Origin of the sequence: Microbulbifer sediminum (assembly GCF_021729035.1) — a bacterium.
Classification (GTDB): domain Bacteria; phylum Pseudomonadota; class Gammaproteobacteria; order Pseudomonadales; family Cellvibrionaceae; genus Microbulbifer; species Microbulbifer sediminum.
Window position 1 is genome coordinate 270,839 of the sequence record NZ_JAJSAP010000001.1, and the last position, 16,874, is coordinate 287,712.

16 protein-coding genes are annotated in these 16,874 nt (G+C 60.1%); 3 read left to right on the forward strand and 13 right to left on the reverse strand.

Features of this window, described 5'->3' with window-relative positions; translation table 11 throughout:
• Nucleotides 1-77: 77 nt before the first annotated feature.
• Nucleotides 78-374 carry a DUF1540 domain-containing protein gene (locus LVD11_RS01110; protein ID WP_237055101.1) on the forward strand — a complete coding sequence of 99 codons (297 nt, stop codon included), beginning with the start codon at nucleotides 78-80 and terminating at the stop codon, nucleotides 372-374.
• 85 nt (nucleotides 375-459) lie between these two features.
• On the opposite strand, the gene LVD11_RS01115 is transcribed toward LVD11_RS01110, so the two are convergent.
• On the reverse strand, nucleotides 460-1,152 hold the full coding sequence (locus LVD11_RS01115) for a single stranded DNA-binding domain-containing protein (protein ID WP_237055103.1): 693 nt from the start codon (nucleotides 1,150-1,152) through the stop codon (nucleotides 460-462).
• Nucleotides 1,153-1,386: 234 nt separating this feature from the next.
• Between LVD11_RS01115 and LVD11_RS01120 the strand changes: the two genes are divergently transcribed.
• Complete coding sequence (locus LVD11_RS01120) at nucleotides 1,387-1,683, forward strand: DUF1540 domain-containing protein (protein WP_237055105.1); 297 nt, start codon at nucleotides 1,387-1,389, stop codon at nucleotides 1,681-1,683.
• A 184-nt stretch (nucleotides 1,684-1,867) separates the two neighbouring features.
• Nucleotides 1,868-2,659 carry a 4'-phosphopantetheinyl transferase family protein gene (locus LVD11_RS01125; protein WP_237055107.1) on the forward strand — a complete coding sequence of 264 codons (792 nt, stop codon included), beginning with the start codon at nucleotides 1,868-1,870 and terminating at the stop codon, nucleotides 2,657-2,659.
• A gap of 175 nt (nucleotides 2,660-2,834) precedes the next feature.
• Here LVD11_RS01125 and LVD11_RS01130 read toward each other — a convergent pair whose 3' ends face one another.
• From LVD11_RS01130 to rsfS, 12 genes are all read right to left on the reverse strand, one after another.
• Entirely contained in the window at nucleotides 2,835-4,559 is a 1,725-nt protein-coding gene (locus tag LVD11_RS01130; RefSeq protein WP_237055109.1) for an AMP-binding protein, read from the reverse strand.
• A gap of 224 nt (nucleotides 4,560-4,783) precedes the next feature.
• On the reverse strand, nucleotides 4,784-6,949 hold the full coding sequence (locus tag LVD11_RS01135; RefSeq protein WP_237055111.1) for a prolyl oligopeptidase family serine peptidase: 2,166 nt from the start codon (nucleotides 6,947-6,949) through the stop codon (nucleotides 4,784-4,786).
• A 352-nt stretch (nucleotides 6,950-7,301) separates the two neighbouring features.
• Nucleotides 7,302-8,300, reverse strand: a complete 999-nt coding sequence (lipA, locus tag LVD11_RS01140; RefSeq protein WP_237055113.1) for a lipoyl synthase — start codon at nucleotides 8,298-8,300, stop codon at nucleotides 7,302-7,304.
• Complete coding sequence (gene lipB / locus LVD11_RS01145) at nucleotides 8,293-9,009, reverse strand: lipoyl(octanoyl) transferase LipB (RefSeq protein WP_237055115.1); 717 nt, start codon at nucleotides 9,007-9,009, stop codon at nucleotides 8,293-8,295. Before lipB ends, lipA begins: the two co-directional genes overlap by 8 nt.
• Nucleotides 9,009-9,290 carry an HP0495 family protein gene (locus LVD11_RS01150; RefSeq protein WP_237055117.1) on the reverse strand — a complete coding sequence of 94 codons (282 nt, stop codon included), beginning with the start codon at nucleotides 9,288-9,290 and terminating at the stop codon, nucleotides 9,009-9,011. Before LVD11_RS01150 ends, lipB begins: the two co-directional genes overlap by 1 nt.
• A 215-nt stretch (nucleotides 9,291-9,505) precedes the next feature.
• Nucleotides 9,506-10,651, reverse strand: a complete 1,146-nt coding sequence (locus LVD11_RS01155) for a D-alanyl-D-alanine carboxypeptidase family protein (protein WP_439651252.1) — start codon at nucleotides 10,649-10,651, stop codon at nucleotides 9,506-9,508.
• 104 nt (nucleotides 10,652-10,755) lie between these two features.
• The gene (locus tag LVD11_RS01160) at nucleotides 10,756-11,637 is read right to left on the reverse strand and encodes a septal ring lytic transglycosylase RlpA family protein (RefSeq protein ID WP_305080646.1); all 882 of its coding nucleotides are present in this window, start codon (nucleotides 11,635-11,637) and stop codon (nucleotides 10,756-10,758) included.
• A 182-nt stretch (nucleotides 11,638-11,819) separates the two neighbouring features.
• Nucleotides 11,820-12,809 (reverse strand): lytic murein transglycosylase B, encoded by a 990-nt coding sequence (mltB, locus tag LVD11_RS01165; protein ID WP_237055121.1) that lies wholly within the window; start codon nucleotides 12,807-12,809, stop codon nucleotides 11,820-11,822.
• Nucleotides 12,810-12,898: 89 nt separating this feature from the next.
• Nucleotides 12,899-14,044, reverse strand: a complete 1,146-nt coding sequence (rodA, locus tag LVD11_RS01170) for a rod shape-determining protein RodA (protein ID WP_237055123.1) — start codon at nucleotides 14,042-14,044, stop codon at nucleotides 12,899-12,901.
• Nucleotides 14,037-15,926 (reverse strand): penicillin-binding protein 2, encoded by a 1,890-nt coding sequence (gene mrdA, locus LVD11_RS01175; RefSeq protein WP_237055125.1) that lies wholly within the window; start codon nucleotides 15,924-15,926, stop codon nucleotides 14,037-14,039. Before mrdA ends, rodA begins: the two co-directional genes overlap by 8 nt.
• Before the next feature lie 128 nt (nucleotides 15,927-16,054).
• Nucleotides 16,055-16,531: a 23S rRNA (pseudouridine(1915)-N(3))-methyltransferase RlmH gene (rlmH, locus tag LVD11_RS01180; RefSeq protein ID WP_237055127.1), complete on the reverse strand. Its 477-nt coding sequence runs from the start codon at nucleotides 16,529-16,531 to the stop codon at nucleotides 16,055-16,057.
• Nucleotides 16,528-16,872, reverse strand: a complete 345-nt coding sequence (gene rsfS, locus LVD11_RS01185; RefSeq protein WP_237055129.1) for a ribosome silencing factor — start codon at nucleotides 16,870-16,872, stop codon at nucleotides 16,528-16,530. The genes rlmH and rsfS overlap by 4 nt, the downstream gene beginning before the upstream one ends.
• Between the last annotated feature and the right edge of the window lie 2 nt (nucleotides 16,873-16,874).

The following is a 16,874-nucleotide window of genomic DNA, read 5'->3' on the forward strand; positions in this document are numbered from 1 at the left end:
TTTGACAAGCCGGTTCGCTGGACTAGGCTCCAACATATCTCCCACTCCCGCCCCGGAAGCAGCCAAGCGAGGCCAAGATGATCATTGCCACCGATATGCCGGAAGTCGCCAAGTGCGCCGTCACCCAGTGCGCCTTCAACACAGATGATGCCTGTCACGCCCGCGCCATCACCATCGGCGAGGGCTCGGACCCCGACTGCGATACCTTCTTCAACAACTCGAACCATACCCACAGTAGCCGCACCGCGGGGGTCGGCGCCTGCAAGATGACCGACTGCTCCCACAATCAAGACCTGGAGTGCTCGGCGGAAAGTATCCAGGTGGGCAAGAGCGGCGACTCGGTGGAGTGCCTGACCTACAGCACCCGTCACTGAGCCGGCAAAAAAAAGGGATGCCGACTGGCATCCCCTGAGAGCCTGCAGCGACTGGAGGCCCGGGCCTCCAGTGCGCGCGCTGAGGTCAGTCGCGCTCCTCGGGACTCAGGCTCAGTACCCGGTCGGCACGGATCTCATTTTCCTCAAAAAAGCCGAGGTCAAACTCACCGGAGACGCTCACAAAGTCCCCGGCATCGATCCGCTGGAAGCCCTCGTCATCGAGGGGGTCGTAGCCCATACCGACGGTATCGACACGCATTTCACGAACACCGGTGTCCAGGGTGAACTCGCGACCGTCGACATCCTTTACGATCCCCGTGAGGCTCATTTCCCGCCCCTCGACCAGCGGGAAGGAGAAGTAGCTGCCCACATAAACGCTGGGAATATCTTCCTCGTCCAGGGCGCTCGCGAAGAAAGTGCTGTTGAGGCTGTCCACATGGACGCTGCTCGCCTCGATCGTACGCAGCTCATACAGGTCATCGTCCACCCGGCCATGAACAATCACCTCCTGGCCCGGCAGCAGCGCACGGCCCTCCGGGTACCAGTCCCAGTCATCCATCTCGACGACAACTGCGCCATCGCCGAAATCGAGGGAGAAACGGTCGTCCTCCACGTTCACCACCTCGCCGGCGATACTGATCCAGCTGTCATCCGGCTTTTTGTAGGGATCCGCCGCCAGCGCGGGCATCGACAACACGAGTCCGGCAGCTCCCGCGGCAATACCTCCGAGAGTGGTTCCGATAGCGCTCGTCAGTCTCTGCGTCTTGTGCGGAATCATAAAAACTCCTTCTCTTCGTATGACTTTCGTCTACGTCACTCCACCTGCGATCGGCATGACGCTATTTAAAGGGTAAAATTGATTCAATTTTGGAATAAAGGCTTGCTATCGATAGCCCCCTGAAATAACGACGCCGGGCGGCAGTGCCGGCAGCAGATTTGACAGGGTCCCACACTCGACTAGGCTCCCTGAACCAGGCTTGCGGAAGCCCGATAAACCACAGCGAGGCCCGAGATGATCATCGCCACCGATATGCCGGAAGTCGCCAAGTGCGCCGTTACCCAGTGCGCATTCAACACAGATGACGCCTGTCACGCCCGCGCGATCACCATCGGCGATGGCGCGAACCCCGGCTGCGACACTTTTTTCGACAATTCGCAGCACACCGACAGTGACCGCACCGCCGGTGTTGGTGCCTGCAAGGTGACCGACTGCAGTCACAATGACGATTTCGAGTGCTCGGCTGACAGTATCCAGGTAGGCAAAAGCGGTAACTCGGTCAATTGCCTGACCTACAGCGCCCGGCACTGACACCGCTTCACGATGCCCCCGCCTGCGGCCATGCCAGGCGGGCCCACCTCCCCAGCCCGAGTCCCGGGCGACACCCGCCCACCTGCAGAAAATTCCCCATCGGGTGAATCTGTGGTGAAATCCATGCTTGCTGGCACCAATTCGCCGGCAGGCGGCAATACACAATGGCAGGGATGACAACAGCATGGAGAGGACTGCTGCCCACGGAGCATTTGCCCGGGACTTTGCCGGAACGGCAGCGACTGTCGAGTTACCGGGTTTTTCCGGGGTCTGTGCTGAAATCACCTTTGCTACCACCCATTACGAAGACCGGCTTTACCGGGACCTGCAGGTGCCCTTTCCCCGCTCCCTCGCAACGGCGAGACCGCAACGTCGCGCAGAATTTCTCGCCGGCCGCTACCTGGCGGGACAGCTGCTGTACCGCCTGGGCTCGATGCAGCGCCGCATCGGTATCGGCAGCCACGGGCAACCGGTGTGGCCCATTGGCTTCAGTGGCTCCATCACCCACACGGAGGACCGCGCCATTTGTGCCGTGGCCGGCGCCAGTACCATGCTGGGAATCGATTTTGAGGTATTCCATCCCCGGCACGGGTGCGAGGAGCTTCTGGCGGCCATTGCCAGCAAAGAGGAGGCGGATCTATTGGCGAGCGTGTTTGCCGGTCGGGCCCAGGGCACCATAACGCTGTTCTCTGCCAAGGAGAGCCTGTTCAAGGCACTTTTCCCTCTGGTTGGGGATTACTTTGAATTCACCGATGCGGCCCTGGTGGACATCAACCCGGCACGGGGCGAGTTGCGGCTGGAAATTCTCCGCGACCTGTCGCCAGCCGTTCCCCGGGGAAAGATTTTCAAACTTGCTTTCCGCCACCACGCCGGGGGTACCCTCACGTGGCTGGCTGAGGAAAATACTGGCTCTCCTCCGGCGAACAAAAGCACAGGGACATGGGGCCCCGGTGTTAGCGACACGCGGGACAGTTGATCAGGCGGCAGCACCGTCTGCTTCCACGATATCCGCGATATAACCTGGAGTTTTCTCCAGGACCTCCAGCGCACAACACCATCTTCAATCCCCCCCATCGACGTCGTGCAGGTGAAGTCGCGCAAGTCTTGGCAGGCGTATGTTCGATTGTCTGCGAGATAGGGGCCGACCGATGTCAATCGGCTATCCCAGGTTCGCCGAGCCGGGCCCCGCCGGCCTCTCCCCTATCCGGTTCGGAGTCCTCCCAGATCACCCCAACCTGCTGTTGGTTGTTTTCAATCCACGGCCGGTATTGAGCCTCAAGCGCCTTTCGCTTGATTTTCAGGGTTGGTGTAGCCAGGTTGTTCTGGGGCGTCCAGTCCCGGCTGGTGATAAAAATCGCCCGCAGCCGCTCATGCTGCTGGAGCTGCTGGTTCACATCATCAAGAGTCTGCAGGAGTTCTTCCGCAATTTTCACGGGCGAAAGCTTCCGGGCCATCTCGGAAAGGCTGGCGAGCATGACCGGTTGATCCATACCATGTCCCAGGACGCAAACCTGCCCCAGCAAGGCATTCTCCCCAAACCTGTTTTCCAGTTCTGCCGGCTGCACAAACTTGCCCTTGCTGGTCTTGAACGTATCGGACAAGCGGCCGGTAACATGCAGCAAGCCGGAATCATCGATAAAACCTGCGTCGCCGGTATGGTAATAGCCGTCGCGCAGCACTTCCGCAGTCTTTTCCGGCTCCAGGTAATAGCCCTTCATCAGGGCTCGGCTCTTGAACAGGACCTCGCCCTGCGCCGAGATCTTGACCTCGCAGTCCCAGAACGGTTTGCCCACAGTACCCGGGACCGGTGTCTCCCCCATGTGAGTGTTGCAGCCATAGATAAAGTTCTCGGTCATGCCGTAACCATCGGCGACCATCATCCCCATACGGTGATACCAGTTTTGCAGGTCGATTGAGATGGGAGAGGCGCCGGTAACCAGCATACGCGCCTGGTCGAGGCCCAGCCCCCGCTGCACTTTCTGTTTGAACCAACGGCTGACCAGAGGAGTTCGTAACAGGAATCGCTGCACCGATGGCGCGAGCTTTGCGTCAATCCCCTCCTTGAATTTTGCCCACAGCCTCGGCACGGAGAAGAACAGGGTCGGGCGGGTGCGCTGGAGATCCTCGAGGAAGGTATCAAGGGATTCAGGGAAGTGAACCGGGGTACCCGAGTAGAGGCTGTGGAATTCCACCACAATACGCTCCGCGGCATGGGCCAGGGGCAGGTAAGAGAAGAAACGATCGCTCTCGTCGTAGCCGTAGCCCCGCACCATATTCGGCACTGCAAAGGTAATAGCGGACCAGGTGTGCATCACTCCCTTAGGGTTACCGGTGGTACCGGATGTGTACATGATGGTGAATACCTCATCCGGGTCATAGAGCGGCGATTCAACCATAGGCGGGTGCTCGGCAACCACAGCCTCCAGCGAGTAATCACACTCGATCTCACAGCGCTGGATGGCTATTGAGGGCAGTGCTACCGCCACATCGGCGAGAGCCTTGTTATCATCGCTGGCCCCGCAGAACAGGAGCCTGCTCTCTGAATGCCGTAACACATACTGCATGGAGGCGGCGGACTGGCCCGGGTAAAGGGGCACGCTCACCATCCCTGCCAACATGATGGCATAGTCAACCAGGATCCAGTCAGCGCAGTTCTTCGCGTGGATGGCGACCCGGTCACCGCGCTCACAGTGCGACCGCAGGAAAGTGGCAATCCGCCGCACCCGGTCCATCACCTCACCCCAGGTGTACTCGCGCCAACGGCGCTGCTGCATCTGTCTCAGGTAAACGCGGTCGGGGTGCTCCCGCTCACGCTGGTAAAGGATATCCAGGGGCTGCCTGTCCTTCAGGCGCGCATACTTCTCCTCGGGAGTCATACCGGGCACCTCACAATCATTATTGTGTTTATTCTGGGATTCGCGGCTACAGCATCACTGTTTTTCAGGTCCGTTGCCGGTCCAGCACCAAGTATAAGCACAATCCTCGGTGCCTGTCCCAGATGCCCTGGCCGCCCCGGCCACGTCGCTGCGAGGCAGGTTCGCAATGGCAACAAAAAAGCCCGGCGATGCCGGGCTTTGGGAGGGACACTTTAATAGCGAGCTCAGTTTGGCAGGGAATTCATCCCCATATTGAACAGGGTGAAGCTGAAGATATCCGCATACTGCTCGATACTCTTTGAAACCGGCGTTCCCGCCCCATGACCCGCCTTGGTCTCAATCCGGATCAGCGTCGGGGCAGGCCCGGCCTGCTTGGCCTGTAACTGTGCCGCAAACTTGAAGGAGTGGGCCGGCACCACGCGGTCGTCGTGATCAGCCGTGGTCACCAGCGTCGCCGGATATTGCACACCCGCTTGCACATTGTGAACCGGGGAGTAACCCTTCAGGTACTCAAACATCTCCTCACTGTCTTCGGCGGTGCCATAGTCATAGGCCCAACCAGCGCCAGCGGTAAAGGTGTGATAACGCAACATGTCCATCACCCCTACCGCCGGCAGCGCAACCTGGAACAGGTCGGGGCGCTGGGTCATGACGGCGCCGACCAGCAGGCCACCATTGGAACCACCGCGAACCGCAAGGTAGTCACTTGAGGTGTACTTGTTCTCAATCAGGAACTCCGCTGCAGCGATAAAGTCGTCGAACACATTCTGCTTCTGCAGTTTCGTGCCCGCCTTGTGCCAGTTTTTACCGTACTCCCCACCGCCGCGCAGGTTGGGTACTGCGTAGACACCACCCAACTCCAACCAGGCAGCATTGGCAATGCTGAACGATGGGGTCAGGCTGATATTGAAGCCGCCGTAGCCGTACAGGATCGTCGGGTTCTTGCCGTCCAGTTCCAGCCCTTTTTTGTGGGTAATCATCATGGGCACCCGGGTGCCGTCCGCAGAAGTATAGAAAACCTGGGTGGACTCATAGCGATCGCTGTCGAAATCTGCACCGGACTTCCGGTACACAGTGGATTCGCCCTCATCGGCATCCAGCGCAAAAATCGTGGAAGGCGTCTTGTAATTGGTGAATGAGTAGTAGAGCACGTCGTCTTCGCGCTTGCCGCTAATGGAAGAGGCACTGCCCGGCCCGGGCAATTCAATCTCCCGCACACGCTCTCCCTCATAGTCGTACTGGTAGACCTTGGAGAGGGCATCCACCATATATTCGGCAAAGAAATAGCCAGCGCCGGTGGAAGCAGTCAGCACATTCTCGGTCTCGGGAATAAAATCCACCCAGTTGCCCGGTCCCGGCGCAGACGCATCCACAGTGACCACTTTCTTGTTGGGGGCACCGCGGTTGGTCACCAGGTAGAGCTTGCTGTCGACATTGTCGATCACGTAGGTATCGGACTCGAAGTCCTCGAGCACTGGCACCAACGGTGCATTTTCTCTGGACAAGTCGCGAATAAAGAGGTCATTGCCGGAAGTGGACTTCGCACCGGAGATTACCAGGAAGCGATCATCTTCTGTCACATAGCCCTGTACGTAACGGCGCTTCTGTTCCGCGCTGCCACCAAACACCAGACGGTCTTCTGACTGGGGCTGGCCCAGCTTGTGGTAGTAGAGCTTGTGCTGGTCTGTTTTGGCGGATAGCTCACTCCCCTCCGGCTTGTCATAGCTGGAATAGTAAAACCCCTCATTGCCCTTCCAGGAGATACCGGAAAACTTGACGTCCACCAGCGGCTCTTCAAGTACTTCCTTGCTCTCGGCATCCATGACAATGATCTTGCGCCAGTCGCTGCCGCCTTCGGAAATAGCATAGGCGGCAATGGAGCCATCTTTGGAGAAGCTCAGGGTGGAGAGCGAAGTGGTGCCGTCCTCACTGAACTGGTTTGGATCCAGGAAGACTTCCGCCTCGCCATGGCCTTTGCGGCGCCACACCACATACTGATCCTGCAGGCCGTTATTGCGGTAAAAATAGGTGTAGTCCCCCTCGGTAAAGGGCCGTCCCACTTTTTCGTAATTCCACAGGGACTCCAGGCGCTGCTTCAGTGTCTCGCGATAAGGGATACTTTCGAGATACTCGAAGGTGACCGCATTTTGGGCCTCAACCCAGGCCCCGGTTTCCTCGCTGCGGTCGTCCTCCAGCCAGCGATAGGGATCTGCCACCTCAGTGCCGAAATAGGTATCGATAACTTCCCCCTTCCTGGTTTGCGGGTAAGTAACTTTGGCGACGGCTTGGCCCGCCAGTTCTTCGCTGTCCATCACCCGTGATTGCTCGGGTGACTCCCCGGAGCAGGCCGCGAGCAAGCCGGCGACAGCCAGTGAGGTAAGCTTTTTCATGCGTTGATCTCTTATGTGTTCTTATCGGACGTTCCGGCAGCGTCGCGCTACCTGATGCCGCGGCAACATCGTTCACTGCGGCAGCCCTCTAGCAAACAGTTTCCACGTGTAAAGATCAAGCAAACGGTCAGCGGACCGGGGCTTTATCGGGCAGGTGAGGGTTATTTAGAGTAAAACCCTGCCAAACAGCCTCTTAACCGGATGTTAAGCGGAGCGGTGACACAGCCTCCGGTGAATTACCCACCGGGCAGGGCGGGAAGCCCACGTGCAAGTCAAATAAAAAGGGCAGGACAAATAAAAAGGGCAGTGCCCACAAGGCACTGCCCTTCGATGCAGCGGGAAAAGCGGGCTCTCAGCCCACTTTCTCTCCGTGCGCCTGCTTATCGGCATGATAGGAGGAACGCACCAGCGGTCCACAGGCCGCATGCTTGAAACCAATCTGCTCAGCATAGCGGCGGTACTCCTCGAACTCGTCGGGATGCACGTAACGCTGAACCGGCAGGTGCTCCTTGCTGGGTTGCAGGTACTGGCCGATGGTGAGCATATCGATATCGTGCTCACGCATATCATCCAGCACCTGGAAGATTTCCTCTTTTTCCTCACCCAGGCCCACCATCAGGCCCGACTTGGTCAGTACATCCGGGCGACGCTTCTTATACTCCTGTAACAGCTTCAGGGACCACTTGTAGTTGGCACCCGGGCGGGACTCGCGATACAGGCGCGGCACGGTTTCCAGGTTGTGGTTGAAAACATCCGGCGCCTCGGCTTCCAGGATATCCAGTGCCACATCCATACGTCCACGGAAGTCCGGGGTAAGGATCTCCACCTGCAGGTCCGGCGAATGCTCGCGCGCCGTGCGGATACAGTCGGCAAAGTGCTGCGCACCGCCATCGCGCAGGTCATCCCGGTCAACAGATGTGATCACCACGTAGCGCAGGCTCATCGCGGCGATGGCTTCCGCCAGGTGCTGCGGTTCTTGCGGGTCCAGCGGGTTGGGCTTGCCATGGCCCACATCGCAGAAGGGGCAACGGCGGGTGCAGATCTCGCCCATGATCATAAAAGTGGCGGTGCCGCCACTGAAACACTCGTGCAGGTTCGGGCAGCTAGCCTCTTCACAGACAGTGGCCAGTTTCTGCGAGCGAAGGATCTTCTTGATCCGCTCAACTTCCCTGGAGGCGGGCACTTTCACCCGGATCCAGTCCGGCTTGCGCAGCACCTGGTCACTGGCAATTACCTTGACCGGGATGCGCTCCACCTTGTCGCCGTCGCGCAGTTTCTCGCCCTGCTTCAGTCGCCGGGTCCGCTTGACCGGTACCAGGTCGGGCTTCTCAGGTTTGGAATTGTCAGCCATTGCTCGTTTCCTGCTCCTCTTTACCCTTTTCAGGGGCGCTTGCACGCGCAAAAATTTGCTCGTCCACCGGTTGCCAGTCGGCCTCCGGCAGCGACAGTGCACGAAGCAGTTCGCGCACGAAAATGTCCGCCACCTGCGACCAGGCAGGCGTCGGTTGAACCAGTTCGGCCATCTGTACCATCTGCATGCCCGCGTAACCGCAAGGGTTGATCCGCAGGAACGGGGCCAGGTCCATATCGATATTGATGGCGATCCCGTGAAAGCTGCAACCACGACGCACCCGCAGCCCGATCGAGGCGATCTTGCTGCCGGCCCGCGGACCATCGGAGAGGTAGACACCTGGCGCATCGGCCCGGGGCGCCGCCGCAATACCGTATTCGGCCAGCATGGCGACCGTCGCCTGCTCCAGGCCCGAGACCAGGTCCCGCACCCCCACTTTGATCCGCCGCAGGTCCAGCAGCGGATAGACCACCAGCTGCCCCGGGCCGTGGTAGGTCACCTGCCCCCCGCGGTCCACCTGCACCACAGGGATATCGCCTGTATTGAGCAGGTGCTCGGCCTTGCCCGCCTGGCCCTGGGTGAATACCGGCTCGTGCTCGACACACCAGATCTGGTCCGCGCTGTGCTCATCGCGGCAGTCGGTATAGCGGGACATTGCTTGCCAGACGGACTCGTAGTCACGACGGCCGAGGTTACATACCCTGGTCATTACATCACCATATGGACCGACGGATGGGCCTTCAGCTCATCGAACAGGGCCTGCAACTGGGGCTCCCCGGTGGCAAGGATATAGAAAGTCATGGAGGTAAAGCGGCCGTTGCGGCTCTCCCGCAGCGTGATGCGCTCCTCATCGAGGCCCGGGGCGTGGCGACGCATCACCTCTAGTACGAACTCGTGCGTCTGGTCATCGGAGTCCCGGACCACCTTGACCAGATAGTCTTCACAGGGAAACTCGATTTTCGGGGGCTGCTGGTTTGGATCTTGACTCATTCCACTCTCTCCCGGCCACTCAATTGCACATTAAATAAACACAGCAGTGACCGGGCGGCGATTATACAGCCCCGGCGGTTGAGTGGACAGGGATCACAGATATTGGCGGGAACCGCACAGTCGGCGGCGAGAATGTCACCGGGAACGGCGGACTCTCTACTCCTGCCCGCCGAATCCGGCCGCACCCCGGACGGGTGCGGGATCTGGGCAAATGACTAGAAGAAGCTCATCACGAAGCGTTTCAGGGCATCCCACATACGCTTGAAGAAACCGGCCTGTTCCACTTCCTCAGCGGCCACCGCACGCACTTCCGCGACGGTTTCCCCATCAAGGGTCACAACCACCTTGCCCAGCGGCTGGCCTTTCTGGATCGGGGCCTCGAGCTCGCCGTCGATAATCAGGTCAGCCTTGATGCTCTCCTCACCACCGCGGGGAATGGTAACAAACACGTCGCTCTCCACAGCGATGCCCACCTGCGGCTCCTTACCGCCCCAGACTCGCTCACTCTGCAGGACATCTTCGGCACTGTATACCTTGTGCGTCTGATAGTAGCGGAAACCATACGCCAGCAGCTTCTGGGATTCGGCGGCACGCTTGTCATCACTATCAGTACCCAGTACCACGGAAATCAGGCGCATACCACGCTTCTGCGCAGATGCCACCAGGCAGAAACCCGCAGCTTCCGTGTGACCGGTCTTGATACCGTCAACCGAGTTGTCCCGCCACAACAGGCGGTTGCGGTTGGGCTGGTTAATCCCGGCGTAGCTGAAGTACTTCTCGGAATAGAGCTGGTAGTGCTGGGGATGATCATTGATCAACGCCCGCGCCAGGGTCGCCAGGTCGCGCGCGGTGGTCATATGTCCCTCTGCCGGCCAGCCGGTGGCGTTCTTGAAGTGGGTGTCGCGCATGCCCAGCAGCTCGGCCTGCTGGTTCATGACTTCCGCAAACACTTCCTCGCTGCCGGATACGTACTCCGCCAGGGCAATACTCGCGTCATTCCCGGACTGGATGATGACGCCGCGCAACAGGTCGATCACCGGCACCTTGTCACCAACCTTGACGAACATCTTGGAGCCACCTTTCTTCCAGGCTTTTTCCGAGATGGGTACCAGGTCGGTCTCCTTGATGCTGCCTTTCTCGATCTCCTCCGATACGATGTAGGCAGTCATCATCTTGGTCAGGCTGGCCGGCGGCACCTGCTTGTCCGCATTGTGCTCTACCAGCACCTGGCCGGTATGGGCATCAATCAGCAGGTAAGCGGTTGCAGCCAGCTGCGGCGGCGCGGGAATCAGCGGCTGTTCAGCGAGAGCAACGCCGGTGGTCAACATCAGAAGCAGGCAGGCAAAAAGGCGTTTAAGCATGGCTGAAAGTCTCATTATTCCTCATGTCAGTTTGATATCCATCCGAATCGGGCCGTATACCCGGCCCGGCTGAACGCCGTGGGCGACAAATATGGCCGCGCCACTCAGTCATATACGACCTGGGGGGTGCCGAGGCGATTTTCCTCTACCGACTCACGCAGGGCCACCAGCGCCCGCTGCTGGGCAATTGGCCCAATACGCACGCGATACAGCGTCTTCCCCTGGGCCTGAACCGGGCTGACCGATACAGGATAGTCGACCACGGCCGATACTTGCCCGCGAATGCGCTTGGCCTGGGAGGCATCACTGAATGCCCCCACTTGCAGGAAAGTATTCTCGGGCAGTTTGAAGCTGGCGTCCTGCGCCAGGGCTTCCCTGGCGGCGACATCTTTTTCCCGCACCAGCGTATCGCTCGCAGAAGGCAGCGTCTCTGGATCGATCGCCACCACTTCCACCCGGGCCACGCCCTTGTCGATGTAACCCAGTTTCTGTGCTGCGGTGTAACTCAGGTCAATCAGCCGTCCCGGCACAAATGGCCCGCGATCGTTGACCCGCACAATAACACTGCGTCCATTTTCCAGGTTCGTCACCTTGGCGTAACTGGGCAGCGGCAGGGTCTTGTGTGCCGCGGACATGGCGTACATATTGTACACCTCACCATTGGCGGTACGACGGCCGTGGAACTTGGTGCCATACCAGGAAGCGTGGCCACGCTCACTGTAGCCCTTGACGCCCTGGAGGACGCTGTATCTCACACCGTTTACAACGTAAGGGGATTTATTACCCGCCTTGCCGATGGGCTCCTTCACCGGTGTGGGCTCCGGCGTCGCCAGCATATTCACCGGCCGCAGCGGGCCGCTGTCCTTGATCGTGTCCGGTGCCGGCCCCTGTGTCGGCTTGCGCGCCGATTTGTGGGCCTGATGACTGCAGGCCACAACCGCCAGCGCGGCAATGGTTATTGCAATTCGCGAATAATTAACAAACATGGTCCCCCCGTTACGGTGCCCAACCGCACACCCCGCTACTTATAGGTTTGAAAGCAAAGAAGAAAATCAGCTTTGATTGATTCTTATTCAGACAATTGGTTCACTTGCCAGCGCATTTATCCCGCCCACCCGGCTTGGCCAAGCCAGGCGTAACGGGCTGCGGGACAGTAGCCCCGGCGCAATCAGGAACGCCCGCCGCGTGCCTTGACGATCTCCTGCGCCAGGTCGTAGGCGGCCATCGCGTACAGGCGGCTGCGATTGTAGCGTGTTATGACGTAAAAGTTTTTGAGGCCGATCCAGTATTGCTTGCCTTGCTCGGTCTGCAGCGAAAAAACATTGGCCGCCATGTCATCCCGCACCTGGGTAGTGGCCGGGAACCCCTTCTCCGCCAACTGGCCGACGGTCCAGTTGGGGTCCAGCGAGTCATTGACGATGGTCATGTCCGCGTTGGGACGCGGGTTAGCCAGCACCGTCACCGGCTCCCGGGGCAACCAGCCGTGCCGGGCCAGGTAGTTCGCCACACTGCCGATGGCATCTTCGGTATCGCGCCAGATATCCACTGCCCCGTCACCGTTGAAATCCACCGCATAGGCACGGTAGCTGGATGGCATGAACTGCCCGAAGCCCATCGCGCCGGCGTAGGAGCCCTTGAGCTCGCGGGGATCCATATTCTGGTCGCGGGTCAGTAGCAGGAAATTCTCCAGCTCCTTGGTGAAGAACTTGGAGCGACGCGGATAGTTGAAGGCGAGCGTCGCCAGGGCATCCAGTACACGATATCCGCCCATATTGCCGCCATAGCGGGTCTCGATACCGATAATCGCGACGATCATCTCCGCCGGCACACCGTAGCGCTTTTCCGCCTCGGCCAGTGCACCGGCATTCTTATCCCAGAAATCCACGCCGCCGCTGATACTGCGCGGCGTGACAAAGAGCTTGCGGTATTCGTACCAGGGCTTGGCCTTTTCCGCCGGGCGCTTGATCGCCTTGAGAATCGAGTCCTTGCGCTTGGCCTCGCGCATCAGCTGGGACAGTTCCTCGCGGTCAAAATCGTGTTCGGACACCATATACTCGACAAAAGCCTGGGCCTCCGGGTTATCCGCATGGCCGGGCTCCTGCGCACATGCGGCGAGCACCAGGCCCATCCCTGCCAGTAATCCTGTGGTCCACTTCAAAACAGCCGCTCCTGTTCTCATATAGTGCTTCTCTACTTCCAAGTTCTTATTTGATTCAGCAGGCCACCCGATGATGGCCGCTGACGGCACTAAAACGACACCCGCCGCCTTTCCGTGCCTATGGCCATGAGGATACCGAAGCCCGCCATCAGCGTGATGACAGAGGTGCCACCGTAACTCACCAATGGCAGGGGAACCCCCACCACCGGGAGCAATCCGGTCACCATGCCGATATTCACAAATACATAGACAAAGAAAGTCAGCGTAATACTCCCCGCCAACAATCGCCCGAATACATCCTGGGCCATAAAACTAATATAGATCCCCCGGGCAATGATCAGGACATACAGTAAAAGGAGCAGCAATGCACCACGCATGCCCCACTCCTCGGACAGCACCGCGATGATGAAATCGGTGTGGCTCTCGGGTAGGAAATCCAGTTGCGACTGCGTTCCCTGCATGTAGCCCTTGCCATAAAGGCCACCGGACCCGATCGCGGCCTTGGACTGGAAAATGTTCCAGCCGGCGCCGAGTCGGTCCGCATCCGGGTTGAGCAGGGTGAGAATACGCTGGCGCTGGTAATCCCGCAGCCCCCACAGCCAGATCGGCCAGGCTGCAACCAGCAACGCCAGCAGGGCGCCGCCGATCATGCGCCAGCCGAGGCCCGCCAGGTAGAGCGCAAACACCCCGGAAGCGGCAATCAGGATCGCAGTACCCAGGTCCGGCTGCTGCACAATTAACACCGCGGGAATCGCCGCAATCGCCAGGGCGCCGGCAATGCTGACCAATGACGGGGGCAGCGTGCGTTTGTGCAGGAACGCCGCCACGGACATTGGCACCGCCAGTTTGAGCGCCTCCGAGGGCTGGAAGCGGAAGCCGCCGATTTCAAGCCAGCGCTGCGCGCCCTTGGCCCCCACCCCGATAAAAAGCACCGACACCAGAAGGCAGCAGCCGACGACATAGAGCCAGGGTGACCAGCGCCGGTACATATCCGGCGGAATCTGCGCGGCCACGAGCATGCCCACGAAGGCAATACCCATAAAGATCGCCTGCCGGCGCACATGGTGAAACTCCCCTCCCGAGGCGCTGTACAACACCACCAGGCCGGTCCCGCACAGGATGATCAGCAACACCAGCAGCGGCACATCGATATGCCACCGCCGCGACAGGCTCACCGGCCGGCTGAGGCTGCTGTGGGAATCCGGCAGGCGGTGCATGAAATCACGACTAGCCACTGACTACCTCCTCCCGCTTTTCTGCGCTAGCGCGTGCGGTCTCCTCGACCGGCCGCGATATCCAATCGGCGAACAGCTCACGCGCCACCGGCGCGGCAACGCCGCCGCCGGTTTCGCCGTTCTCCACCAGCACCGCGACGGCGATCTGGGGATCATCCACGGGGGCGAAAGCAATAAACAGAGCATGGTCACGGTGCCGCTCCTTCAGCGCCTCGGAATCGTACTGCTCCCCCTGGGCAATACCTACCACCTGGGCTGTACCCGACTTGCCGGCGACGCGGAAATCCAGGTCTTTACCGGCCCTTTTACCGGTGCCCTTTGTGTCGTAGACGACTGACTCCATGCCCTCGAAGATCAGGTCCCAGTTTTCCTCGCTGGCTTCGACGTGGTGCAGCACCTCCGGTGGCTGCTCAATACCGTCGACCGCCATGACCACCTGCGGCTTGAAGTGGGTGCCACGACTGGCGATTGTGGCGGTCATCACTGCCAGCTGTAGGGGGGTGGCGAGCACAAAGCCCTGTCCCAACACGGCATTCAGGCTGTCCCCCGGGAACCAGGGCATACCGCGGGCACCGCGCTTCCATGCCCGGGACGGGAACAGGCCCGGGCGTTCGATGGGCAGGTCGATGCCCGTCCTGCTACCAAGGCCGAAGCTGGTCGCGATATCGTGCATGCCATCGATGTTCCAGCGGTGTGCAGTGTCGTAGAAGTAGACGTCGCAGCTTTCTGTCAGCGCCTGGATCAGGTCCACCTCCTTGCCGTGGCCCCAGCGCTTCCAGTCCCGGTAAAGGCGCTTGTCGTTAGGCAGCCGGTAAAAGCCGGGGTCCTTGACCTTGGTTTCCCGGTCAATCACCCCGGCGGCCAGCGCTCCAAGCCCCATCATCGGCTTCAGCGTCGATCCCGGCGGGTACTGGCCCTGCAGGGCGCGATTGAACAGGGGCACATCGAGGGAGTCACTCAGGGCCCGGTAATCCTTGAAACTGATACCGGTCACAAAAAGGTTGGGATCGAAAGATGGCTTGCTGACAAAGGCCAGTACCCCGCCGTTTTTCACATCCAGGGCGACAACCGCCCCCCGGTTTTCCCCGAGGGCGTCGGAGGCCACCTGTTGCAGGCGTGCATCCAGGTGCAGGGTGAGCTCACTGCCTGGTTCAGGGTCGTGACGCTCCAGTACACGCAGTACCCGACCACGGGCATTGGTCTCGACATTCTCGTAGCCGACTTCCCCCAGCAACACATCCTCGTAGGAGCGTTCCAGCCCCACCTTACCAATACTCTGGGTACCGCGGTAGCGACGCACATCCTCGTCGGTAAAGTTGGCCAGTTCGCGGTCGTTGATGCGGCCTACATAGCCAACACTGTGGGCAAAGAGCTTATTGAGGGGGTAGTAGCGCACCAGTTCCGCCTCCACCGACACACCCGGCAGGCGGAACTCATTGACACTGATGCGGGCGATTTCCTCCTCAGACAGGCGGAAACGCAGGGGAATCGGCTGGAAGGGGCGGCGGCGCTCCAGGCGATCACGGAACTTATTAACGTCGCCTTCGTCGAGCTGCACCAGCTGACCAATCAGTTCCAGGGTGGCATCCAGGTCGGACACCCGCTCCATCACCAGGGACAGGGTGTAGCTGGGGCGATTATCCGCCAGCATAGTACCGTTGCGATCGTAGATGAGGCCCCTGGTCGGGGGCACGGGCCGTACCTGGATGCGGTTTTCGTCGGACTGGGTACGGTAATCCTCGTAATTGATCACCTGCAGGTGGTAGAAACGGGCCACCAGCACGCACAGCAACGCGACCACACCCGCCAGGGCCACCAGCATACGATGGCGGAACAACCGCTGCTCGGTATGGCGGTCTTTGAGTTGCAGATCTTCGACCATGGAAATTCGCTGGCGATACTCAGGGTAAGTGGCGCAAAAATTGTCTATTTTGCATACATTATCACAACTGACCAGCGATTAATGGGCAGTAATCAACACTGGCCCGACCGCTTGACCACGGCCAGGGGTCACTTGTGGTACGGATGTCCGGTCAGCAGGGTCCAGGCGCGATAGAGCTGCTCTGCGAGCACCACCCGCACCAGTGGGTGCGGCAACGTCAGCGGAGAGAGAGACCAGCGCTGCCGCGCCCGCGCCCGCGCCTCATCGGCCAGCCCGTCGGGACCGCCGATCAGCAGACTCACGTTCTCCCCCAGCATCTGCCAGTCCGCCAGCTGGCGGGACAGTTGCTCGGTAGACCAGGGCTTGCCCAGCACATCCAGCGCCACCACGTGCTCCCGTGGACCGAGCGCCGCCAGCATGGCCTCTCCCTCCTTGCGCCGCGCCTTGTCGGCCATTGCCGGGGAATTCTTCTGGCCCCGCTGGCCCAACGGTATTTCCACCAGCTCGAGGGTCATTTCCCGCGGCAGGCGCCGGGCGTACTCGCTGTAGCCCTCCTGCACCCAGCCGGGCATCTTGCCGCCAGCGGCCAGGATACGGATCTTCACTGCTGGCCGTCGCGGGATGCCGGGGTCATGGACCAGAGCTTTTCCAGCTCGTAGAAGCTGCGCGTCTCTGCCTGCATCACATGCACCACCAGGTCGCCGTAATCCACCAGCACCCAGTCGCCCTGCTCCAGGCCCTCGACGCCGATCGGCCGGATACCGGCCTTCTCCCGGATATCATCCACCACGTTGTTCGCCAATGACTTCACCTGCCGGTTGGAAGTACCGGTACAGATCACCAGCGTGTCCATCACGTCGCTCAGTGCCGACACATCCAGTGCCACAATGTCCTGGCCTTTCAGGTCCTCGAGAGCCGTTACGGCAATATCTTTTATCTCTGTCATAA

Coding starts and splice junctions, on each gene's coding strand:
- LVD11_RS01125 (WP_237055107.1), top strand. CDS start 1,868: ATGGAGAGGACTGCTGCCCACGGAGCATTTGCCCGGGACTTTGCCGGA.
- lipB (WP_237055115.1), bottom strand. CDS start 9,009: ATGACCAGGGTATGTAACCTCGGCCGTCGTGACTACGAGTCCGTCTGG.
- rsfS (WP_237055129.1), bottom strand. CDS start 16,872: ATGACAGAGATAAAAGATATTGCCGTAACGGCTCTCGAGGACCTGAAA.
- LVD11_RS01135 (WP_237055111.1), bottom strand. CDS start 6,949: ATGAAAAAGCTTACCTCACTGGCTGTCGCCGGCTTGCTCGCGGCCTGC.
- LVD11_RS01115 (WP_237055103.1), bottom strand. CDS start 1,152: ATGATTCCGCACAAGACGCAGAGACTGACGAGCGCTATCGGAACCACT.
- mrdA (WP_237055125.1), bottom strand. CDS start 15,926: ATGGTCGAAGATCTGCAACTCAAAGACCGCCATACCGAGCAGCGGTTG.
- LVD11_RS01120 (WP_237055105.1), top strand. CDS start 1,387: ATGATCATCGCCACCGATATGCCGGAAGTCGCCAAGTGCGCCGTTACC.
- LVD11_RS01155 (WP_439651252.1), bottom strand. CDS start 10,651: ATGCTTAAACGCCTTTTTGCCTGCCTGCTTCTGATGTTGACCACCGGC.
- LVD11_RS01110 (WP_237055101.1), top strand. CDS start 78: ATGATCATTGCCACCGATATGCCGGAAGTCGCCAAGTGCGCCGTCACC.
- LVD11_RS01160 (WP_305080646.1), bottom strand. CDS start 11,637: ATGTTTGTTAATTATTCGCGAATTGCAATAACCATTGCCGCGCTGGCG.
- lipA (WP_237055113.1), bottom strand. CDS start 8,300: ATGGCTGACAATTCCAAACCTGAGAAGCCCGACCTGGTACCGGTCAAG.
- LVD11_RS01150 (WP_237055117.1), bottom strand. CDS start 9,290: ATGAGTCAAGATCCAAACCAGCAGCCCCCGAAAATCGAGTTTCCCTGT.
- LVD11_RS01130 (WP_237055109.1), bottom strand. CDS start 4,559: ATGACTCCCGAGGAGAAGTATGCGCGCCTGAAGGACAGGCAGCCCCTG.